At 45.4% G+C, this 20,288-nt stretch carries 23 protein-coding genes and 1 pseudogene; 13 read left to right on the forward strand and 11 right to left on the reverse strand.

Features of this window, described 5'->3' with window-relative positions; translation table 11 throughout:
* Positions 1–38: 38 nt before the first annotated feature.
* From MKY24_RS24845 to MKY24_RS24870, 6 genes are all read left to right on the forward strand, one after another.
* A complete protein-coding gene (locus MKY24_RS24845; RefSeq protein ID WP_023990756.1) occupies positions 39–683 on the forward strand; it encodes an immunity 50 family protein in 645 nt (214 codons plus the stop codon).
* The gene (locus MKY24_RS24850) at positions 676–1,083 is read left to right on the forward strand and encodes a hypothetical protein (RefSeq protein WP_053326289.1); all 408 of its coding nucleotides are present in this window, start codon (positions 676–678) and stop codon (positions 1,081–1,083) included. Before MKY24_RS24845 ends, MKY24_RS24850 begins: the two co-directional genes overlap by 8 nt.
* Positions 1,084–1,260: 177 nt before the next feature.
* Positions 1,261–1,890: a hypothetical protein gene (locus MKY24_RS24855; protein ID WP_053326290.1), complete on the forward strand. Its 630-nt coding sequence runs from the start codon at positions 1,261–1,263 to the stop codon at positions 1,888–1,890.
* An 82-nt stretch (positions 1,891–1,972) separates the two neighbouring features.
* Positions 1,973–2,500, forward strand: a complete 528-nt coding sequence (locus tag MKY24_RS24860) for an SMI1/KNR4 family protein (protein ID WP_049828352.1) — start codon at positions 1,973–1,975, stop codon at positions 2,498–2,500.
* On the forward strand, positions 2,484–3,044 hold the full coding sequence (locus tag MKY24_RS24865) for a hypothetical protein (RefSeq protein ID WP_023990760.1): 561 nt from the start codon (positions 2,484–2,486) through the stop codon (positions 3,042–3,044). The genes MKY24_RS24860 and MKY24_RS24865 overlap by 17 nt, the downstream gene beginning before the upstream one ends.
* A 2-nt stretch (positions 3,045–3,046) precedes the next feature.
* Entirely contained in the window at positions 3,047–3,490 is a 444-nt protein-coding gene (locus tag MKY24_RS24870) for an immunity 26/phosphotriesterase HocA family protein (protein ID WP_339201076.1), read from the forward strand.
* A gap of 62 nt (positions 3,491–3,552) precedes the next feature.
* Here the strand turns inward: MKY24_RS24870 and MKY24_RS24875 are convergent, their stop codons facing one another.
* Positions 3,553–4,092 (reverse strand): hypothetical protein, encoded by a 540-nt coding sequence (locus tag MKY24_RS24875; protein ID WP_023990762.1) that lies wholly within the window; start codon positions 4,090–4,092, stop codon positions 3,553–3,555.
* A gap of 430 nt (positions 4,093–4,522) precedes the next feature.
* Between MKY24_RS24875 and MKY24_RS24880 the strand changes: the two genes are divergently transcribed.
* Both MKY24_RS24880 and MKY24_RS24885 read left to right on the forward strand, forming a co-directional pair.
* Complete coding sequence (locus tag MKY24_RS24880) at positions 4,523–5,182, forward strand: hypothetical protein (protein ID WP_339201077.1); 660 nt, start codon at positions 4,523–4,525, stop codon at positions 5,180–5,182.
* The gene (locus tag MKY24_RS24885; protein ID WP_023990764.1) at positions 5,163–5,522 is read left to right on the forward strand and encodes a hypothetical protein; all 360 of its coding nucleotides are present in this window, start codon (positions 5,163–5,165) and stop codon (positions 5,520–5,522) included. The genes MKY24_RS24880 and MKY24_RS24885 overlap by 20 nt, the downstream gene beginning before the upstream one ends.
* Here MKY24_RS24885 and MKY24_RS24890 read toward each other — a convergent pair.
* Positions 5,512–7,146 carry a DUF6138 family protein gene (locus MKY24_RS24890; RefSeq protein ID WP_076295251.1) on the reverse strand — a complete coding sequence of 545 codons (1,635 nt, stop codon included), beginning with the start codon at positions 7,144–7,146 and terminating at the stop codon, positions 5,512–5,514. The genes MKY24_RS24885 and MKY24_RS24890 overlap by 11 nt on opposite strands.
* A 158-nt stretch (positions 7,147–7,304) precedes the next feature.
* Between MKY24_RS24890 and MKY24_RS24895 the strand changes: the two genes are divergently transcribed.
* From MKY24_RS24895 to MKY24_RS24905, 3 genes are read left to right on the forward strand one after another with little or no spacing between them, the layout of a single operon-like run.
* Positions 7,305–8,081: an SMI1/KNR4 family protein gene (locus MKY24_RS24895; RefSeq protein WP_023990766.1), complete on the forward strand. Its 777-nt coding sequence runs from the start codon at positions 7,305–7,307 to the stop codon at positions 8,079–8,081.
* A 17-nt stretch (positions 8,082–8,098) separates the two neighbouring features.
* Complete coding sequence (locus MKY24_RS24900) at positions 8,099–8,722, forward strand: SMI1/KNR4 family protein (RefSeq protein ID WP_339201078.1); 624 nt, start codon at positions 8,099–8,101, stop codon at positions 8,720–8,722.
* Between the two features lie 33 nt (positions 8,723–8,755).
* Positions 8,756–9,520, forward strand: coding sequence for a hypothetical protein (locus MKY24_RS24905; RefSeq protein ID WP_339201079.1), 765 nt, complete (start codon positions 8,756–8,758; stop codon positions 9,518–9,520).
* A 68-nt stretch (positions 9,521–9,588) separates the two neighbouring features.
* Here MKY24_RS24905 and MKY24_RS24910 read toward each other — a convergent pair whose 3' ends face one another.
* Both MKY24_RS24910 and MKY24_RS24915 read right to left on the reverse strand, forming a co-directional pair.
* Positions 9,589–10,203 carry a TetR/AcrR family transcriptional regulator gene (locus tag MKY24_RS24910; RefSeq protein ID WP_023990768.1) on the reverse strand — a complete coding sequence of 205 codons (615 nt, stop codon included), beginning with the start codon at positions 10,201–10,203 and terminating at the stop codon, positions 9,589–9,591.
* A 25-nt stretch (positions 10,204–10,228) separates the two neighbouring features.
* A complete protein-coding gene (locus MKY24_RS24915) occupies positions 10,229–11,713 on the reverse strand; it encodes an NAD(P)/FAD-dependent oxidoreductase (protein ID WP_339201080.1) in 1,485 nt (494 codons plus the stop codon).
* A 423-nt stretch (positions 11,714–12,136) separates the two neighbouring features.
* Between MKY24_RS24915 and MKY24_RS24920 the strand changes: the two genes are divergently transcribed.
* On the forward strand, positions 12,137–13,369 hold the full coding sequence (locus MKY24_RS24920) for a PHB depolymerase family esterase (RefSeq protein WP_075154869.1): 1,233 nt from the start codon (positions 12,137–12,139) through the stop codon (positions 13,367–13,369).
* 383 nt (positions 13,370–13,752) lie between these two features.
* On the opposite strand, the gene MKY24_RS24925 is transcribed toward MKY24_RS24920, so the two are convergent.
* Together MKY24_RS24925 and MKY24_RS24930 are read right to left on the reverse strand one after the other, a co-directional pair.
* Positions 13,753–13,860 (reverse strand): putative metal homeostasis protein, encoded by a 108-nt coding sequence (locus tag MKY24_RS24925; RefSeq protein WP_158451783.1) that lies wholly within the window; start codon positions 13,858–13,860, stop codon positions 13,753–13,755.
* Between the two features lie 245 nt (positions 13,861–14,105).
* A pseudogene (locus MKY24_RS24930) lies at positions 14,106–14,466 on the reverse strand (hypothetical protein).
* Positions 14,467–14,633: 167 nt separating this feature from the next.
* Between MKY24_RS24930 and MKY24_RS24935 the strand changes: the two are divergent.
* Positions 14,634–14,876, forward strand: a complete 243-nt coding sequence (locus tag MKY24_RS24935; protein ID WP_023990771.1) for a helix-turn-helix transcriptional regulator — start codon at positions 14,634–14,636, stop codon at positions 14,874–14,876.
* Between the two features lie 483 nt (positions 14,877–15,359).
* Here the strand turns inward: MKY24_RS24935 and MKY24_RS24940 are convergent, their stop codons facing one another.
* The 5 genes from MKY24_RS24940 to MKY24_RS24960 form a co-directional block, all read right to left on the reverse strand.
* Positions 15,360–16,235, reverse strand: a complete 876-nt coding sequence (locus MKY24_RS24940; protein WP_025721633.1) for a cysteine ABC transporter substrate-binding protein — start codon at positions 16,233–16,235, stop codon at positions 15,360–15,362.
* Between the two features lie 18 nt (positions 16,236–16,253).
* Complete coding sequence (locus MKY24_RS24945; protein ID WP_025721631.1) at positions 16,254–17,009, reverse strand: amino acid ABC transporter ATP-binding protein; 756 nt, start codon at positions 17,007–17,009, stop codon at positions 16,254–16,256.
* 18 nt (positions 17,010–17,027) lie between these two features.
* A complete protein-coding gene (locus MKY24_RS24950) occupies positions 17,028–17,705 on the reverse strand; it encodes an amino acid ABC transporter permease (RefSeq protein WP_023990775.1) in 678 nt (225 codons plus the stop codon).
* Entirely contained in the window at positions 17,686–18,351 is a 666-nt protein-coding gene (locus MKY24_RS24955) for an amino acid ABC transporter permease (protein ID WP_023990776.1), read from the reverse strand. Before MKY24_RS24955 ends, MKY24_RS24950 begins: the two co-directional genes overlap by 20 nt.
* A gap of 219 nt (positions 18,352–18,570) precedes the next feature.
* Complete coding sequence (locus MKY24_RS24960) at positions 18,571–20,019, reverse strand: SulP family inorganic anion transporter (RefSeq protein ID WP_068938975.1); 1,449 nt, start codon at positions 20,017–20,019, stop codon at positions 18,571–18,573.
* Positions 20,020–20,288 lie beyond the last annotated feature (269 nt).

Consider the following 20,288-nt stretch of genomic DNA (forward strand, 5'->3'; position numbering starts at 1 on the left):
CAATCCGTCATACCATTAACCCCAGGAGGCTGCAATTTATGCAAATTCAAGTTCAAAAGGTTGAAAAAAAAGAGAACGAATATCTCATTCATTATCAAGCCGGGGGAGCGTTGCCGTTCGTTCCGCATGATATTGTTCTGATCCATGGCAAACAGTATTTTATAGGGACGATTTTGAAAGTAGAGCCGGAACAAGCCCTTGTACGTATCAATCCAGAATATGAAGACCAACTGGCAGGGTCCATCGGACTGGAACTGGCTTTCTCTCCAACCGTTTCTATTCAAGGAGCAGACAGCATTGTCGAGAAGCTCGGCTATTTCCCTCCCTTTCATTATGACCGAATTACAGCTGCTAATATGACGAAAGACCAGATTACGCTGACGATTGAGCTATCCTACGCTAGCGTGCTTGTCCCTAAATCACCGGATCTGGAGCCTTCGGCTGAGGCACCTGTAATCCCTGAAGCTCCAGTAAAAGACGTCCCACGCTATGCAGTGACTTTTACATTTCTGGAAACCAAAGAGCATGTATTAACTCCTGTAGAAACAGAAAACATCATCTTGCAGCTTGATTTCCGCTATGAAGAAGCAGACATGGTCGTTGATATCGATGCCTTGTCGGGACTGTCAGGTAGCTTTCTGTGCAGAGGTATCCGCGCAGAGATTAAGGAGCTGAATGAATAAACAGGAGGCTCGCGAGCTGTTACGTTGTCATTCTTTTATTCACGATGATCTGGAGCATCCCAAAATGCAAAACGGATTTCTAGGGATGCTCCGCCCCTTTCAGGGAGAACTGATCGAGGACAACTTCCATGAACTGATGACCATCATTGAAGTTCTCGCAGATGAGTTGGAGAAACCATCCGTAGAACGGGAGCTGATTGCCGCTCTGTGGGGGATATGTCAATATACACGGGCATGGGCATTGTATCCTGATAGTATGCTGCAGCGAAACAACCTGCTGACCGTAGAGCAGATCAACACCCTCGACGATTGGATTGATACGATCTCCTATGCGGTTATGGTGCTGCTGGAGGGTGGCGGACGGGAAGAAGCTTTATCGAACTACAGACATGAGAGTTGATCCGCAGTGATACATATATCTTAGTCAAGGAGGCCGCTTGTGCACTGCTTCGCGCACATAAAAGCATGCCTTTCGCACAACATGCTCTGAAGCAATTATCGCAGCATGAGAATTCGGTGCATCTGCCAAACGGGAGCTGTCCACATAATCGACAACCAAAGGAGAATCACTCTACTTATGCGTGTAAGAATATTTATATTCATATTGATTATCGGGATTATATGTGTGCCTGCCTATTTCATCATGAGCAGCTTTGGATTATTTCAAAATGAAAAGGTGCTTTTACATTACAAGCTTGCCATTGAGGTAAAGGATAAAAAGTATGATGCCTGGCCTTTAATCAGCAGCTATACCGCTATAGATAAAAAAGGGGACAATCGTCAGCTCTACTATCAGGCGGAGGGCTCAGGCATAGAGTATCTGTTTCAACTGGCGTATGGACAATATGAACTCCGACCCTCCAAGGAAAATCCTTTTCTGGACGGGGGAGTCCACTACACCATGGACCATCCTGAGTATGTGCGTGAGGAAAAGCAGTATGAGAATGCTAACGACTACACGGAATTAACCCATTATTACAATCAGCAGGAACAGATTATTTATACCTATAATCCCAAAGCCAAGCTCGATAAAACATACGTCCGTTCCATCATCACCGCTGGGATGACTCGCACGACCGGTAGATCAAGCCGTGCGGTAAAGGATGACTATATCAATATCAGTAAGCTGTTTAAGGACAAGCTGGGAGTGAATGTGAAGGTAGATGTGGATGAGGACAACAAAATCGTCACCCTATCCATGACATGATCTCACAAACGATGCACCGCTGCGTCTTCTCATTTCCAAAAAGAGGTCTATGGTTTACTAGGATCAAGGAGGCTGGTTGTTGATGTCATTCGCAATTGAATCAGGGCTTTCGCCTGCCCAGATCGCGGCATTGGAGGAACAGATACAGCATATATTGCCCGCTGGCTATACACGTTTTCTTTCACAATATAACGGTTTTTATGTAGCCGCCCCTTTTTATTGCAATGTGCCCTTCGATCGCGTGGATAACGGAGACATTGATTTGACTTGTTTTTTCGGATATGAGGTATCCAACAAAAATCATGACCTTCTAGCGATTAATGATGAATTTCTGGATGAAATCAATCATGTCCAGAACGCTTTGTTGATTGGTGCAGATGCGGGCGACAATTTTTACGTTCTAATATGTAATGAATACACCCCGTATGTGTACTACTGGGACCGCACACATCTTCATGCTTATGATGACAAACTGAACTATGATATTGCAGAGCAGGACGAATGTGGACATTTGTATCTGGTGGCAACAGACTTTACAACGTTTTTTAATCAGGTAATTGAACGACTCAACGAGCAGAAAGGGAGGCCTACTGATGACAGAAATACATAACCCTAATTGGGGACCGGCTTATTTAGAAGGTTGGGTTGTACCCGAAAACCCAGAGGCATGGGTCGAGCAGGAGTGGACAGGTACGCTTCGTTCACAGGCAGGACATACGAAATTCCACATTTTTTATTATGGAGAACTTATGGACGAGCTGATCACTGGAACTGAATTTGCCCCCCAACTCATTATTGCAGAAGAGGCAGTCACAGGTGAACAGATCGTGATTTTTGACGGAACCCGCCATGGTTACGATGCTCTGCTATGCGAAGTTTATACCAAGGAACAGCAGAACAATCGTACTCCCCTGCTGCCCTATCTGGACGAAGATGGTGAAGATACTTTCGAGGTAAGCTTGACCGCTTTTTATAATGTTGATTGGGATGACGAGTTTGCAGACGATGTGGATGAGAATGGACAGTTAGAGCTGATCAACGGCGAACGATGCGATTTTGAAGATGCGAAGCGGAACGGCTATGATGCGATCAGCATTACGATTACCAACGCTAAAGGTCTAAAAACAGAGATCATTCAGGAAGAGCTGGCCTGACGATGGTGTTCAAAAGAATCAAACATCGGGAAGGCGATATTTTTGTTATCCCCATGCATGACGGCCGATTTGCGGTATGTCAGGTGATCTGCGCACTGTATGGTAGATTCAAAAAAGCGTTCTCCTTCGGGGTTCTATCCATAGGCCAGAATCAAGCGTACAAGGGTGAAAAGACATATCTTACGTTCACAAATTATCGCGGCCGATTTGAAGTTATATTCACCGCCACCCAAAACATGACGAAGGGAGTATGGCCTATTATCGATCAGCGCCCTCTATCCGAGGAACAACAGCAGCTAAAATATTTTAATTGTGCGGGCCATCTGTATTGCGGGGATGAATATATACGCAATCTGGAACTGGAAGAATATAATCAATATACTGTAATGGGCGTGGCTGGATATGAGTTGGTACAGCGATATTTAGCCCAATACGAAGACCACTAGCAGAAGAATAGCAGCACAAATAACCACCTTGAAGTTTGATACCAAGGTGGTTATTTACGCTGCTAAAAGGGCTCGAACGTATAAGAGAATGGTGTACGCTCTGTCCCTAATACTGACTTCACGCGCTCTTCATCCACCAACGCTTCGACGAGGCTATATAAATCCGAGGCTGCATACCGAAAATTGCCCCATGTGCATAGATTCAAAGCATAGATTGGGAATTCTCCCCGTTCATCAGGCGATTGAATATCCCAAATCAGCAGGTCATTCCCTTCACTGGAAGCGAAGGGAACCGCATGCTCCAAAAGCTCCGGAAAACCATCTGGCTCCAGCGCCGCTTCTTGTAGAACCTCTTCCGATCCCAGTAAATCATCAAACCAGGCCCGCCAGTTATGATAACGATGAAGCCATGAATCCGGGTGATCGCCAAGAGGAATATGAATGTTCCATAAGCCACATAGTCGCCCGTAACCAAGAGTTTTGACATAATCTATATAAGAAGGCGGAAAGCCCATACCATTTTTAAAACGATGCTCTATTAGAAAAACCTCATCATAATAAGCCTGAAACTGCGGACGTTGCAGCCCTGTAAAAATGCTCATGTTCGCCCTCTCCTTTTGCACGTCCTATTCACCTTTTCACCCTTCGGCGCATTGAAAAGGCCATTTTCAAGTGTTAAAATGGGAATAAGATGTATATTCTAAAAAAAGAGTGAAGATGCGTCAACATCCTCACTCTTTGGCAACAGCCGCTTTTAAGGGCGGTAGCCGTGTCAAAGGATGATCATTGAAATAGACCGCTTGCCTTTGTCGAGGGCGGTCTATTTCTTTTTATGGAAGGAAAGAATTAGGATCACCAACGTTGCGAATTGAATCATCAACATTAGGGTGTCTTTAACCTCCACAGGCCTCACCTCCTTTACAGGAGACTAGCCGACCGCCCATCTAAGCCATTCTGTTGTTGAGGAATATTATAACATAAGACTCGTAAAACGTACGTTTTTACGCTCTTTTCGAAAAAGGAGGAACGAATATGGAGCAAAAGCGCTTCAAAGATGAACATGGATATAAATATGACTTTAGCGCCGTGATCCGGAGAGGAGAACAAGTAGCTGTTCACTGTCCCCGTTGTCAGGGCCAAGCTTTTATTTCCAACTCAAAGGAAGACTGTCATTACGTCGTTCGATGTTCTCATTGTTACTACACGTATCAGCAGCCAGAATCTTATACATTCTATGCACGCGGCGTATGCAACCATTGCGAGCGGTATTTTAATATCGAAATCCATGATGACCGAACGAAACTCCATAAAAATACGAATATAAACTGTCCGCACTGTGAGACACGCAATCAGGTTCCGGTGCATCGTGTTCAATCACACGAATGGCATACAGACGTGGTCCAAAACGGAAAAGACCCTATTTTCCAGCTTCAGCTGTACTTCCTTGATTACTACCGGGGGAAACCTTTCTGGGCTCTTAACCGGATACACCTGAATTACCTGCTCTCCTATATCTCTGCCGAGTTGCGAGAAAAGCCTACATCCGGTATGATGCGTACGGCTTCCCATTCCATTCCCAAGTACATTAAGGATGCGAAGAATCGACAGGCCATCTTGAGAATATTACAAAAGCTACAGCATAAGCCAGCGACTAAGGGAGGGGCCTCCATACATGAGCATACAAACTTTTGACAGCCTTGAAGCATTGATTCGTGCCGTTGGCCAAACAGAGATCAATGAATGGGTATTTGCCAATCTGGAACGTGTTCAAAGTAATCCGCTCAATTCTACCTATTACATCATCCCCGAGGAAGAATTGTGGGAACTGGAGGATGCCGGTCTCACCGTCACCAATCATCGTGATGAAAGTATACCTGCATCTCTACCAGACCATCACGTGCAATCTTGGTTGGAGGTGGCGACTGTACAGGATGTCATTGAAGTGTTACGCCACAGCGGAAGCGAGCCGGATATTGAACGCATTGCGCAGGGACTGCGATATTATCATGAATATGATGCTTTTATGGAATAAGCGTTTCCAGCAGCTCTTTTACCTCAGGGGCAGCCTGCTTCAGGCTGTTTTTTAGTTTCTTCGCGCCACCCCATATGCGATAAACAAGCACCTCTTGTTCATAGTCCTCCAGCTTCTCAAGCTCCTCCACCAGTACCTGTGCCTGCTCTACAGTTTCGATTCTGGATGACTTCAGTGGTTTGGCAGACTCGTTGCCTGCCAGTAGAACCCTCGTCCAAACGGGGATCGTGTCCGGTGTCAGTCCGTGTGCGTCAGCAAATACAGCGGCGTAACCGTCCTGTACGGACTGATGTTCACTGTCCACCAGCTTCATATAACGATTCACTAATGGGAAATAGTTCTTTCCTTTTAGGCCCAGTCCCATCACCGCATAGGTTCCCGGCATCGCCGACTTTTCACCGGGCTCTACATCGTTATACCACTTGAACTCTTCCATCACGACCTCAGCATATTCAGCCAGCAACGGATGCAGCGCAGGGTATTCAAGTGCATTGGCGAAGAAACGATGTAACGTAGATTTAGCCAACTTGGGTACAGGCAGGTAGTCTTTCACCTTGCTTTTGAACTTCATCCGATATTCCTTGGTAAAGCCCTTTCTTAAAATATCGCATAAATATACGAGTGCTTCTCTATAGCTCTCTTCTTCCTCTGAACGAATCTGAACCTCCAGCGTTTGCAAAATATCATTGGCTTGGCAGATGACTCGCTCACTTGTATATAACGCTGGGATGCTTCCTGATCCGCTCTCAAGCCACACGGAAGCCTGCTCCGAGCCTAGCTGTGCAGCAATCTCCAAATACTTCTGCCGTGCATCGGCATCGGTCGAGCCCACCCGCATCGCGGTAAGCAGGAACATCTCCATGGCTGGCGCAGGAATTTCCGAAGGGAGAATATCGGGCTTCACTTTATAATCCAGCCCATAGCTTTTTTCCCGATCTGTATAATTGGCCAAAAATTCATCCTCTGCCCAATGCTTCAAGCCACTGCTGAGCTGATACCTCCATGCTTCCTCACGCTTGCGGCTGACCTTCACTTTGGCATCCATTCGATTCAGCAGCTCATTCATCCACTGGGCGTTTACAGGGTACAAATGAGGATCAAGCAAGTGCCTTACTAAGAAAAAATCGTCCTCTTCCTTCGGCACAGCTTTACTAGAGGGGTTGAGTTTCTGCTCTACAAACTGTTGGATAGTGGCTAACAGTTGCTGCCGCTTATCTTCGTTCAGGAGTGAGAATGTAAAATGACTAGCCTTATTCTCCAAGACTACTTCCAGATGAAATTCCAGCCGATAACGAAAGAACATGGAACTAAATTCTTTCGACTTAAACAGAGCCTCTATCCGTTCCCTAAACACAGGCATCCATTCGTCCTGTACCTGCTGCAATGTTACCCCATCTGTAAACCCAGAAATTTTCATATCCGGTCTACGATGATCCCAATCAAACGGTTCGTAGGTATCCACCCACAGCCCATCCTTCTTACAGGTAACTTTTAAGTATTCATGAATCCCTTCGTGAAGGACACTTTTGATTTGGAATTCGGCGATGCGCTTTTGCTCAGAAGCGTACGCCTCATCAATCGCCTCAAAAATTGGATCTATGTAGGCTTGTACCCCTGATGTCATAAGATGTGTTCCTCCTTCGTCCCCTCACAAATTGTAGTTCCTATGAAATTAAGATAGACTAATCTATAACTATTTTATTTCCTGATTATAGCATATCTCTCATTTACTTTTGGGCTCTATCCCTATAGATAGAGTGCCGGAAAGCAGGTGTATTCTACATGTATTGGGTTTCCACACAGCACACACCGGTGGCTACCGATGAACTGACAAATATTGAGCATACCTATGGAATAACTTTACCACCTCCCTATGTAGCATTCCTCACCCGCTACGGGCCGGGCACCTATTGTGGCCTGCTGATAATTGAAATGCCTGATCCTCAACTATTGCAATCCTATACGGATTACGAACTGTGGACGCATGATGATAACTGCCCAATTACAGCACAGCAGCTGGGCGAGTGCGTGGTCATTGGCAGCTCCATAGATGGTGACTTCCTAGCGATTCACCCTCAGGTTGAAGGCTTAATGTGGCTGCCACGACACTCGGAGATCATTACTACGAAGACTTTAGATGTTCAAGTTCCATTCACAGAGACATTAGGACATATACTACAGGATGAATTTGGAAGAATGGAGCCATTCCCCCGTTATTTCGAACCTGTCAGCCAAGACAAAACCGCTACATTCCTACTGTTTAGTCCCCTGGATACGGCCGAGGCCTACAATCCAGCCAATCCGAGCGATCAGGCGCTGAATTTTGCTCCGGCATCCTTACAAGCATTGGCTCAGCGATTTAAACAGCATTTTAACTCAAATCTATGGATTGAAAATGAGCATATCTGCATGGCTTTTCTTCAGACTCTTGGCGGATACGTGCGTTTTAACTATGCATATGGACGCGAAGTGGCGATCATTTATGAATCCAAAGCGATAGCACTTCGTGATGAAATTTTATCATTCTTGCAAAAAGAGCATTGCCGGGTTGTAGAGTAAGAGGAGGGCGAATACGAATGACCGTACATTTTGCACAAACCTTAGAAAAACTGGAACAAATCGTTGATCGTCTGAGACAAAGTGGGATGCCTGACGTGGTATACCAATGGACGGAGGGAATTTCTACAGGTGAACTAACTGAGCTGGAGGAACGGCTGCAGATGCATTTGCCTGCCTCCCTGTCTGAATTGATAAAGCGGTGTGGCAGCTTAAATTTACTATGGTGCCTCCCCCAACACTGTATTGTAGCTGATGGACCAGAGTGTTCATATAAAAACAGCAATGATCTTGAACAAGAGCAGTGTATCCTAGACGATATCACAGGAGAGTTTGGATGGAATCATGAGTATATTGGCTATTTTACATCCTATGGGGAAGATACCGACTCAGCAGCGGACGAGCAACGATATCTGATCCTTAATTATAATGGTGCGGGTGATCCGATACTGCTTGATATGGCAACATCCGCAACAGAGCCAGCGGTTTTCTGCTATCATCACGAGCTGGATCAGTTCACGCTGCTCGCGGAAAATCTACCCGCCTATATAGACACCATGCTCACCTTGCACGGGCTATGGCTATGGGATTGGTTTAAAGTGACCGATGAGCATGGCATTCAGCTAAACAGCCCACCACTGTAACTGTGGCAACGCTGGTTGAACATGTTTTGCACGATGAAGCTGGAGGATGCACAGTCGTTGGAGACGCTAATCCATTACACCACCATGCATGGCGTAGATTATCCTGCTGTGTTGCAGGCTTTTCAAGCCTATGATCCAAAGGATATTTTTCTTGCCTGGGAGCAGCACTGGCAGAACATTCAGCATAGCCAGGTTCCATTCTCTACTTGGGCCGTTTTGGTAGGGGAGACTGCGGGGATTGAGGCTGCTGAATGGGTCCGCTCCTTGTGGGAACCGGAAACCGCGCAAGCATGGACATCTTTAGCTCAAAACAATACCCTACATGCTAAGGGTGCATTTGCGTCCACACGTGCTTATCTAAGCGCCCGCTGCCTACCCGAGCAGGAAGGCTTGGTATGTGTTTGCAATCACCTGCTACAGCATTTGGTCGCAGAAGACAAATTAGAAGGATACACCGCTAATGGGCAGCTACAACATTTTCGTTCACCACGGATCATTAACTGGATGCGGGATAAGGTCAATCATCCGGTGGATGGCTGGGCAATACTTTTCGCTCACTCCCGTCCTACAGCTGAGCAGTTGATTGAATGGCTATCCGATAGCGAGCTTCATCAAAAAATTGCAACCGAGGCGCTGGATATTATGATTCATCGGGATCCTCTTCCCGCTCTGGAAGCAGACGCTTGGGCCAATATCACAGATCTGCTTCTTGCTTCTTTGCAGCTCGTTATGCTCAAAAAAGATAAACGTCGTATTGAAGCCGTGCTTAAGCAGCTTTCAGATTTGGAACTTCGTTAATCTTTCGGAATGGTTGTATGCGGATTCGCATGTACAGTGGTGTGAGGTAAAGAAAGTTAGCCGCTGCGTCAGCGGCTTAACCCCTTGAGGAAAGTATCTATAGTGAATGCGATCAATTCATCATTGGATTTTGCCATAGGAAGTTCAAAATTCAGGAGCAAAGAAGTCAATCCGTGCAGCATGCTCCATACGGATCTGGCGATCAGGTGCTCATCTCCTTGAATGATGCAGCCCTCCTCCATAGCAGCTTTGAGCCCCGCTTCAAGCAGCTCAAAGCCTTTAAAACTCCCACTGTCTATAAGACTGACCAAGCTTACAGATTCCAGGTTGCTGATAAACAGGATGTTGTAATATTCCGGGTTAGTCGTTCCAAAACGAACATACGCATCAGATACCGTTTTCAATGTGTCCAGCGTATTCAATCCCGCTGCCTGTGCTTCATCCACACGCTGCAGAAGAGCCTGCAGGAACAAGGTATTTCCTTCTAGCAGCAGTTCACGGACAACGGCTTCCTTATTGGCAAAATAATGATAAATAGTCGTTGGTGAATATTCGATCTGATCCGCAATTTTGCGCATGGAGACTTCGGCATACCCCTGATTCAGGAAAAGCGACCGGGCGGCCTCAATGATTTTCCGGCGGATCTCACTGCTTTCACGTTCTCGGCGTTTGATATGTTTCATGAGTAGATGTACTTGCCCCTTCTGCCTACCCCAATTTGGCGGCGATACGATCAGCTTCCATTATACCCGAGTTCATAGCCCCTTGAAACCCGCCCCCAGGCTGTGTCCACGCCCCTACCAATGACAGACGGTCTACTGCTGATTTGTGCTTCAGTCTTTTTATGCCGGACTGGCGGACCGTTTGTGCGTAGCCATAAACGGCCCCGTCGGGATTAGCGGTATAACGCTGCATCGTGCGCGGTGTGCCCAACTCGGCCACCACTACCTTGCTGCGAAAACCAGGATACAGCTGTTCTAGGCATCCCAGTATCTGCTCTGTCACGGCTTCTTTTTTGGCTTTATATTCGGGACGTGCGGCAGGCCAGTTCTCCAATCTGTCCAAAAATGTAATTGCAATGACACCCTTCCCCGGTTCATTGAGCTTAGGGTCCATAGCGTTATAATTCGTGAGCATCCAGTTGCCTTTAGTGTACTGGCCGCTCATCATAACTTCATAATCTGTCTCCGAATCCGGCTCATTACGTAGGATTAAGTCTTCTTCGGTGATGCCAAGCTCATGGGGTTCACATGATAATCCCAGATATAGCTGGGTGAGAGACGTGCCAGCCTCCAAACTGCTGACAGCTTCCAGCTCACGACGGGCAGCATCATAGTTTTCCAGTAGGCGGCCATAGGTATGATGGGGACTGATACCAGACACAATCCAGTTGGCTTTATATACATCCCCTTTCTTCAGACGGACACCAGCTGCTTTACCACGTTCGAGCATAATCTCAGACACCTGACTGCGCAGGTGAACTTCTCCTCCCGCTGACTTAATAGTGTCAACCAGTGCATTGGATAAAGCCTGTGCGCCTCCCTCAATGTAATACGTCCCCTCCAAATGATAGCCGATCCAGGGAATGAAAAAATACAAGGCCGCAAGCCGTTTTGGAGGCAATCCATAATAGGCCCACAGCGCGGTGAAAAATTCCGTGAATCGGTCAGACAACCCGAACTGGCTTACAGCTTCCCAGGTAGTCATCTGCGTCCAGCGGAAGAAGGTTCCTGCTTTGAGCAGGCCAGCCGCCCTGCGCCAGGAAGTGAGGGAAGAAAAAGCAGAGAAGCCTGTTTCAAAACGGCGAATGCCCGCGAATAGACTGTCAATGGCTGCCACCTCAGCAGGAAACATGTTTTTGAGGAGCTGCACATACTCCTGAACATCGGACGGAATATCAATGTTCTGCCCTTCCCAACGAATGGAGTAAGGGTGCTTTTTGCGGAGAGGAACAATTCGCTGGTCCGCATTGCAGTCCTTTAACAGCCGACCGAAGCTGCCTTCCTCGAGTCCACCGACACCATGCAAGGAGACATCAAAAGTGTAGCCCTTTCTTGTAAATTCAGTTGCGAAACCTCCAGGCAGAGTGTGGCTCTCAAAAACAGCTGTTCGGTAACCGAGCGCGGAGAGTCTTGCTGCACAGGACAAGCCACCCAGTCCTGCACCGATGACAATAGCATCATATTGGTTCATGATTTCATCTCCTTTATTAACATTGTTATATAAGTTAACGGTGTTAAGTTAAGAAGATTATATACCACAACATTCCCGTTGGAAAGCCTCGGTTTCTTATCTTCCTGTCATAGACGAATACAATCTTTTCGATCTATCTATTTGCTGATTACAAATCTCTTCAATGGATTTTTGCAAAATTCTAAGTTGCGAAAGTAGAATTTTTTATAAAAAAGATCCAAAAATGTAGCGCTTTCACTTGTCAGATTCCAATGAAGGTGCTATCCTTCAAGTGGGATTGTTACTGAAAAGGCAAAACCCGAGTACACTTGTGTACCCGGAGTTTGCCTTTTTTTTGATTTGTATGAATTCCACAGCATACAATCAACCATCCCGAACATGTAGTAAGCGCTTTAAAAAATGACACCAAAGGAGATTAATCTCATGCAAAGAAGACGTTTTGCCCTTGTTTTATTATCTTTCGTGTTCCTGCTTACGATCTTTTTCCCATCCTCCAGCTCTGCCGCAGCAGCCGATGTCCCAGCGCCACAGGCTACCCTGCTTACGCAGGTACAGCCCTTGGGTGAAGTTGTTTCTGCTGTTGTACTGAAATACAGCACTAATATTGACGGGGCATCCTTATCCACTTCCAGCTTTCAGGTTCAATCTGTACTCAATGATGTATATACAGACAGAACCGTGACCGGTGTATATACCAATGATACCGGAGCTATCACCAACCGCAGTACTCATGGTAAATATGTCGTGATTGAGCTGGATACGCAAGATAAAAATGCAAGTACCCTTACTTATGATGCAACAAGCGCAGTTAACCGCATCAACACGTTGAATTATACGATTAGTCAAAAGAAAGATATTGCAACTTCAAAGAAAACAGTCATTCCAGCCTCTGCACAGACTGTAAAAGCAACGGATAAAATTACACCGATCGTGGACGATTTCCAAAAAAACACCTTTGAAAATAAAGAAGGCTTCAAGCTGAACTACTTTACGTTTGAGCCTAAAGTAGAGCCCGGCAAAACCTACCCTCTGGTTGTGTTTCTGCACGGAAACGGCGAACGTGGCGACGGAAACGGAGTAAACCTGCTGGCAAATGCCGGAGCTGTTACTTGGGCTTCTCCTGAGCAGCAAGCCAAACACCCATCCTTCGTAATCGCTCCACAAAGCCCGATTGACCTGGAGCATAAATTCATTTGGGCGGATGAGCCACGCAACAGCGCTGTAGCCGATTTGGTACGTGAAACGGCGTTAAAATACCCGATCGATACCAACCGAATCTATATTGTTGGTATTTCTCAAGGAGCCATGGGGACGTGGAGATTGTTGGAGAAAAATCTTGACTTGTTCGCCGCAGGTGTGCCGATTGCCGGTTTGACCAACTATGAAAAAGCCGTTAACATGTACGCGCCTGTTGAACCTACACACGTCGAGGTATTGAAAAACGTTCCTATTTGGGCCTTCCATGCTGCAGACGACACCACAGTAAGTCCTAAAAACTCGCAAGAAATGGTCGCTGCCATTAAAGCACAAAACGGAAACCTCATTCACTTCACTGAATACGAAGCAGGGATTATCAAACCTACAGGACACTTCTCCTGGGTTCCGGCTCTGCAAAATCAGGATATGATTGAATGGCTGTTTGCACAAAAGAAATAAATGTAGTTTTTGTATTAAAACCGAACTTAAAAGTTTCATATTGTGCCACTACGCAGTCGGATAGTGCTTCCCATCGCCACCGCCCCCGGATTTCTTGAACAAAGCCTTTTATAGAGTAGTAATCCGGGGACAAAAGCGATCGCTTCGCTTGTACAGCACTATTCCGTCTACTCCATTTTTATGTTCATTTTAAGTTTGGTTTTTTTATATCTCCAAATAATGCGCCAGAACGGTTCGATACCCGTCTGGCGCTTTTTTATATCATTCAAAAAAAGGCACCTGCCTTCCTGTGTACCACCATCAGGAAAGCAGGTGCAATATCAAAACGAGGAGACTGAAAAATTTGACACTGGTATTGCCATTTGCAGTTAACTTGGAACCTGCTACTTCGCGCGTTTCGCAGCTTTGATCGTTCTCAAAGCTCGTCTGCGAGTTACCTTGTTCGGACTCCGAAGCTGTCTTCTGGCAGTTGCCACATCTGCTTTAGCCATGTGCACATCACCATCCTATTCACTTAGGCTCATATTGGGAGCATGCACCTAAAGACTGTTAGTAATGATTATGATTCTCATTATCATTTAAGATTATATAATGAAATCTACTAGCATGCAAGAGCTTTTGGGTAGAGTATGTATCTTTATTAGGACGGTGTTCATTTCACCCTTTTACGCTTCTGTGTTACATTATATAAGTAAAACGAGAACAAAAATTCGAATCAGATTTACGTTCGCCATTTTCATAGTCCTTTATTCCGAACTAAATCAAAGTCTATATCTTCCCGACATGTGTTCCATAACAATTCATCTGTAAGAAAACTTAATGCATCCATGTTGCGCAATCGTTCGACCAACTCAGTAATCACATCTATGTCTTCACGTTGTACATGCCTTGCAAGAGTGAATTCCTCCCGTGTCACCATCAACATATAGATGCGAATGATTTCTTTCCTTTTTTACATGTCGAAGAGTAAGCACGCTATTGTCGATCATCATGACGTAACGGTCCTTGATCAGATAGCCTTCAAAAAGCTCATACATATGCGGAAGATCACAGGGACCAAGAATGACACTTACTTTTTCAAAATTACTTTTGTTCATTTAGATTTAGCTCCCTTCACATCTATTAAAACGGTCTTTACTAAAGATTAGATTTGTAAATTTTATAACTTTTAAAGATTAACCTTTGTAGTTATTTTATATCCTTTAAAGATAAACTTCAATAGTTAATGTTAGTTCTATTTAAATTTCTATAATGAGGTGTATGTATGGGAATTGTTTTTAAACTTGAAGAATTACTTCGAGAAATCGGGATTACTAAAAACGCTCTCGCTCGTGAGGCAAAAATCAGGCCTAATACCATCTATGAGATGTGTAACAATACATCCAAGCGAATCGAATTTAAAACATTTAATACCGTGATGGAAACACTGATTCGGCTCTCTGGTCGTCCATTAACTCTACATGATGTTCTCGAATATATACCTGAAAATGAACTAGAGAAACACTAATTCATTCACAGAATAGTCCGCTGCACCTTATATCTCTGCCCCTGGCAGGGATATTTTTTCCCTTGTTATTTAGCATAATTGCTATCATTATTTCAGAGTACGTGTAACTAGAATCTATACTGATAAAGGAGTATTTTTCAGAAGCAAAAATACGTCCGGCTACCGTAATAGATATGGTAAATGGCAAAACCAAAAGACTTGAACTGGAAACACTAGTCCATATACTTGATGCTTTGAATAGATTTGCCCGCCAACGAAGATTTACAAGGGCTATTACTCTCGCTGATATTATAGAATACATTCCTGAAGATGGAATTGAGAGACAGTGAGACTGTAACATGAGAATGAGGATTACTATTAGCCCAGTGGGCATTTCCATGACAAAATAAGAGGTTGCTAAGGCCCTCTTTTCCCCATATTAAAGAAGCGTTGGGCTTGTTGTCCCAACGCTTCTTTATGGTAAAACAACAACTTATACTATGATTAATCCACTTTGCCGCCCTCTACAACCAATTGATCTGTAAAGCCTTCTCCATAAACAGAGGTCAATGTGTCCTTGTAGGCTTGATGCACAAAGTTTTCCTTGCCTAATGTAGCCAGCTCATTGTTGATCCAGTCTAACAACTCCTTATTTCCCTTTGCTACTGCGGGTGCAATTGTATCTTGACCACCAAAGGCCGGGATGGTTACGGTAAAGCCGGGGTTGGCCTTGGCCCAGGCGATCAGCTCTGTATTATCGTTGGCAATGGCGGCACCGCGTTTGTCTTTGAGGGCTGAGAAGATTTCTGTGTATTGATCGAATTTAAGCAGCTTGATGTCAGGATAATTTTTCGTGAAATAGGTTTCAGCCGTCGTTCCCTTTGCGACAATCAGCTTCTGGTCCGAATTCTTTAATTGGTCAATCGTGGTGATTGGAGCGCTGTCAGGTGACACAATGCCAAAGGATAATTTCATATATGGATTGGCAAAATCGACTTTTTCTTTACGCTCATCCGTCACCGTAAAGTTAGCCATGATGATATCTACCTTGTTGGATTCCAAATAGGCGACCCGGCTGGCAGCATCCACCAGGACAAATTCCACCTTGGACTCGTCACCCAAGAGATCTTTGGCAAACCGCTTCGCAATGTAAACGTCAAAGCCTTGATTCTTCCCTTCCGAATCCACGTAGCCAAAAGGCGGCTTATCTGCAAATACACCAATTCGAATCTTGCCATTCTTTTTAATGTCCTCAATCGAAGCAAATTTAGCCGAGCCTGAACTACCGTTGGTATTTCCGCCTCCTGCACATCCCGCCAAACCAACAAGCAGCAAGCTTAAAGCCAGTAATAACGTCGTGAACTTCATTCCTTTTCTCATCTGTATTCATCCCCCTGTTTATATCGTTTCGTACTGAAATATATCCAGAAAGTGCTGGGCACGCTCTGTTTCCGGTTGGGTAAAAAATTGCTGCGGTGTAGTCATTTCACATATCTGTCCTTGATCCATAAAAACGATACGATCTCCTACCGACTTGGCAAATCCCATTTCATGCGTCACGATAATCATGGTCATGCCCTGTTGTGCCAGCTCTCGCATGACATCCAGCACCTCTCTGACCATTTCCGGGTCCAAGGATGCGGTGACTTCATCAAAGAGCATAATTTCTGGGTTCATACACAGGGCGCGCACAATCGCAATCCGTTGCTTTTGCCCGCCTGATAATTGTCTCGGATACGCATCTTTGCGATCCAGCAGACCCACTCGCTCCAATAGCTGCTCCGCTTGCTCAAGTGCCTCCTGCTTGTTTCTCCGCTGAACTTTAAGCGGGCCGAGCAATATATTTTCTAAGACCGTCATATGCGGAAACAATTCGTAGTTCTGGAACACCATTCCGATATGCTGCCGCACCTCGCGCCAATTCACTTTCTTATCCGTCAGGTCCTGCCCTCTATAACGGATAGCTCCGCTCTGGACTGGTTCCAGACCATTGAGACATCGGAGGAGTGTGCTTTTTCCACATCCCGAAGGACCGAGAACGACCACGACTTCCCCCTTCGTTACATCCAGATTAATCTGTTGCAGTACTTTTCGGTCTTCGAAGCTTTTGTGCAGCCCTCGAATTTCGAGTAAAACCTCCACAGCCTCTCCCATGACACCCACCCCATCCTGCTAATTTTGCCATCTGCGTTCAAATCTTTTGGAAAGTCTGGATAACGGATAGCATACGAGAAAATACAATATGAAAATAAAGCCGTACACCCAGAAGGATGCCGAGGGCGCTTTGATTACACCGAGCTCAATAATCTGCTGTCCGACCTTGACCACTTCCACTACACCGATCAGCACCACTAATGAAGTGGTTTTGATCATCCGTGTCGCCAGATTAATAGAACCGGGAAGCATTCGGCGCACCGCCTGGGGAATGAGCACATGGCGGTATAACTGTCTATATGTCAGTCCCAGTGCCTGCCCGGATTCCACCTGATGCTTGGGCAGTGATTCCAATGCACCACGAACGATGTCACCAATCTCGGCCGCTCCCCACAGGCTGAATACGATAATTGCCGTCAATTCCCCGCTGATATTCACATTCAACAAAGGAGTAAATCCAAAATATACGACATACAACCACACCAGAATTGGAATAATGCGGAATGTCTCCAAATATAATTTCAGCACAAACCGAATCGGTCTTGATTTTAAGGTGCGCAGCAACCCCATCAAAATGCCTAATAGAGTACCGATAATAATGGAAAGTAGCGCAATCTCCAGCGTAACGAGTAATCCCCCTAATAGACGCTCGAAATTGGAACCTTCAAAGAGCACATTAATCCCCGAATTCAGCATATCGCACCTTCCTTTCCACCCACGTCAGCAGTATCGACAAAGGTAAAAGCAGGACGAGATATGCCAATACCAGCAGAATTAGTGATTCTGTTGTTTTGTAGTACATGCCGATCAGGTCTTTTGCCACATTCATCAGATCTAATAAAGCAATGGCGCCAACAATGGAAGTCTCCTTGAGCAAAAAAATCGCATTCGCTCCCAGAGACGGAACACTGATGGCAAAAGCCTGTGGCAAAATAACATATCTCGCCAGTTGTATCTTGGACAGCCCGAGACTCAGCCCGGATTCCGTCTGGGTTTTACTCACTGCTTCCATTCCCCCACGGAACGCCTCAGCCATATACCCCCCGCCCAAAAAGGTCATGCCCACAATGGCACACGTCATTTCGCTCATATGCAGACCTATTTTCGTAAACCCATAATACAGAAAATATAACTGTACAAGCAGCGGCGTATTTCGGGAAAGCTCAATATAGGCAACAATGATGCCGCTAATTCCCCTTACCTTGTAATACAGCACTGTGCTGCACAGCAAACCGACGACTAATGAAAATAGAATAGCAAAAAAGGCGATCTTCAACGTCAGCCACATAGCTTCTCCATATAACGGCAAGCTCTCTACAATAAACTCCCAGTCTAAGTTCATATGTGCATACCTTTCGATTTTCGATTATTCCTATGTATTTGCTTTGCTTAATAACAATGATTGTATTCCTGCCCAATTATTACGTCAATACTTTGATGAAAATTTGTCATATTTATCTATGATTTAGGAAGAAAAGTGTTGTTTTATTTCAGAAATAAATAAAAAAAGCTTGAAATGAATAAATTTCATTTCAAGCTTTGATTTATGCTATACGATTCATCACACGAGTGGCTCTGTAACTACAGGACCGCCAAGCTTCTCTATAATTAAACGGCTTTCCTCATTTAACCCTTGCAGGGTAATAGATTTGCCGGATTTCGTATACTTTTGCAGCACCTTGCCGATGGCAGTAACCGCCGAGTGATCCCAAATATGAGAATGGCTAAAGTCCACAACGACACGTTCTGGATCATCCGAAGGTTCGAAATGATCGACAAAACGAGTTGTTGATGCAAAAAACATCGGACCCCTGACATGGTACACCTTCTCATCGTTGTTCTCCGTCGCGCTAATGCGAATTTTAGCCATTTTCCAGCCAAAATGCAGGGCACTCAGCAGTACGCCCACGATCACGCCCTTGGACAAATCATGCGTAGCCACCACGATGATCACCGTAACTACCATAATTAACGTATCTGCTTTCGGAACCTTGGCAATGTTTCGGAGCGATTTCCAATCCACAGTTCCAATACACACCATGAACATGACTCCCACCAATGCGCCCATTGGCACTTCCTTTACAACCCCGCCAAGCACGAGCAGCAGAAAGGCCAAGAATACCCCAGCCGTAAAAGTGGACAAACGCCCTCTTCCGCCTGAGCTGACATTAATGACGGATTGTCCGATCATGGCACAACCACCCATGCCACCAAAAAAGCCATTTACAAAGTTGGCAATCCCTTGGCCGCGGGCTTCCCGGTTTTTATTGCTTTTCGTTTCGGTCATTTCATCCAAAATACTGGCTGTCAGCAGCGATTCCAGCAGTCCAACCAGTGCCATCGTAAAGGAATACGGCAGCAAAATCCGCAAAGTATGCCACGACCACTCAATTTGCGGCAAATGGAATGAAGGCAGCGAGCTGGTTAGCGTACCGATATCTCCTACCGTTTTCACATTCAATCCAAATACATACGTAATGATCGTCATAATGATGATTGCCGTCAATGGAGCAGGAATGCTTTTCACAAATCTCGGTAAAATATACACAATGAGCAGCGTCCCCGCTACCATCGCGTACATGATCCAATTAGCTCCATGAAAGTGGGTGAGTTGCGCCATAAAGACGAGGATGGCCAGCGCATTCACAAATCCGGTCATGACCGGCTGCGAAATAAAGCTGATAAAACGACCTATTTTCAATACACCCAGCAGCACTTGTATGATTCCTGCCAAAATGGTAGCTGCAAACAGATATTCCACGCCATGATCCTTCACCAGGCCAACGACCAATACAGCTACGGCCCCGGTCGCTGCCGAGATCATCGCCGGACGTCCACCTGCAAAAGAGATGACAATTGCCATCGAGATGGAGGCGTACAGTCCGACCATGGGATTGACCCCCGCAATGATCGAGAAGGCAATCGCCTCAGGAATTAGTGCTAGCGCCACAGTCATGCCCGCAAGTATATCGGCCCGGATATTACCGAACCATTGTTGTCTAAGATTCATACTGTCTCGTTCCAGCCTCCTATATTTACAGAGAGTAGCGTGTTGACTCGCAACCCGTGTGTTTCGGGCATCCGTCCAGCTGCCAATCGCCAAGGCTCTCCTATCATTCAGCTCGTCTCTCTCAAACGAACCCGGTCCGTTACATTCAGTCCATCATTATAACGTAAGGAATTCGCAGAGACGAATGAGTTAAAAGGCTGTTTACAGAAAGAAATCATCTATTTCCTTGAAATATCGATCATTATCTTCATCTTATTCGTTTTCTTATA

It is taken from the genome of Paenibacillus sp. FSL P2-0322, from assembly GCF_037975315.1.
GTDB classification, from domain to species: Bacteria; Bacillota; Bacilli; order Paenibacillales; family Paenibacillaceae; genus Paenibacillus; species Paenibacillus polymyxa_B.

Bases quoted from the DNA above. Each gene is read 5' to 3' on its own strand.
- MKY24_RS24845 (WP_023990756.1), top strand. From the start codon at position 39: ATGCAAATTCAAGTTCAAAAGGTTGAAAAAAAAGAGAACGAATATCTC.
- MKY24_RS24850 (WP_053326289.1), top strand. From the start codon at position 676: ATGAATAAACAGGAGGCTCGCGAGCTGTTACGTTGTCATTCTTTTATT.
- MKY24_RS24855 (WP_053326290.1), top strand. From the start codon at position 1,261: ATGCGTGTAAGAATATTTATATTCATATTGATTATCGGGATTATATGT.
- MKY24_RS24860 (WP_049828352.1), top strand. From the start codon at position 1,973: ATGTCATTCGCAATTGAATCAGGGCTTTCGCCTGCCCAGATCGCGGCA.
- MKY24_RS24865 (WP_023990760.1), top strand. From the start codon at position 2,484: ATGACAGAAATACATAACCCTAATTGGGGACCGGCTTATTTAGAAGGT.
- MKY24_RS24870 (WP_339201076.1), top strand. From the start codon at position 3,047: ATGGTGTTCAAAAGAATCAAACATCGGGAAGGCGATATTTTTGTTATC.
- MKY24_RS24875 (WP_023990762.1), bottom strand. From the start codon at position 4,092: ATGAGCATTTTTACAGGGCTGCAACGTCCGCAGTTTCAGGCTTATTAT.
- MKY24_RS24880 (WP_339201077.1), top strand. From the start codon at position 4,523: ATGGAGCAAAAGCGCTTCAAAGATGAACATGGATATAAATATGACTTT.
- MKY24_RS24885 (WP_023990764.1), top strand. From the start codon at position 5,163: ATGAGCATACAAACTTTTGACAGCCTTGAAGCATTGATTCGTGCCGTT.
- MKY24_RS24890 (WP_076295251.1), bottom strand. From the start codon at position 7,146: ATGACATCAGGGGTACAAGCCTACATAGATCCAATTTTTGAGGCGATT.
- MKY24_RS24895 (WP_023990766.1), top strand. From the start codon at position 7,305: ATGTATTGGGTTTCCACACAGCACACACCGGTGGCTACCGATGAACTG.
- MKY24_RS24900 (WP_339201078.1), top strand. From the start codon at position 8,099: ATGACCGTACATTTTGCACAAACCTTAGAAAAACTGGAACAAATCGTT.
- MKY24_RS24905 (WP_339201079.1), top strand. From the start codon at position 8,756: ATGAAGCTGGAGGATGCACAGTCGTTGGAGACGCTAATCCATTACACC.
- MKY24_RS24910 (WP_023990768.1), bottom strand. From the start codon at position 10,203: ATGAAACATATCAAACGCCGAGAACGTGAAAGCAGTGAGATCCGCCGG.
- MKY24_RS24915 (WP_339201080.1), bottom strand. From the start codon at position 11,713: ATGAACCAATATGATGCTATTGTCATCGGTGCAGGACTGGGTGGCTTG.
- MKY24_RS24920 (WP_075154869.1), top strand. From the start codon at position 12,137: ATGCAAAGAAGACGTTTTGCCCTTGTTTTATTATCTTTCGTGTTCCTG.
- MKY24_RS24925 (WP_158451783.1), bottom strand. From the start codon at position 13,860: ATGGCTAAAGCAGATGTGGCAACTGCCAGAAGACAGCTTCGGAGTCCG.
- MKY24_RS24935 (WP_023990771.1), top strand. From the start codon at position 14,634: ATGGGAATTGTTTTTAAACTTGAAGAATTACTTCGAGAAATCGGGATT.
- MKY24_RS24940 (WP_025721633.1), bottom strand. From the start codon at position 16,235: ATGAGAAAAGGAATGAAGTTCACGACGTTATTACTGGCTTTAAGCTTG.
- MKY24_RS24945 (WP_025721631.1), bottom strand. From the start codon at position 17,009: ATGGGAGAGGCTGTGGAGGTTTTACTCGAAATTCGAGGGCTGCACAAA.
- MKY24_RS24950 (WP_023990775.1), bottom strand. From the start codon at position 17,705: ATGCTGAATTCGGGGATTAATGTGCTCTTTGAAGGTTCCAATTTCGAG.
- MKY24_RS24955 (WP_023990776.1), bottom strand. From the start codon at position 18,351: ATGAACTTAGACTGGGAGTTTATTGTAGAGAGCTTGCCGTTATATGGA.
- MKY24_RS24960 (WP_068938975.1), bottom strand. From the start codon at position 20,019: ATGAATCTTAGACAACAATGGTTCGGTAATATCCGGGCCGATATACTT.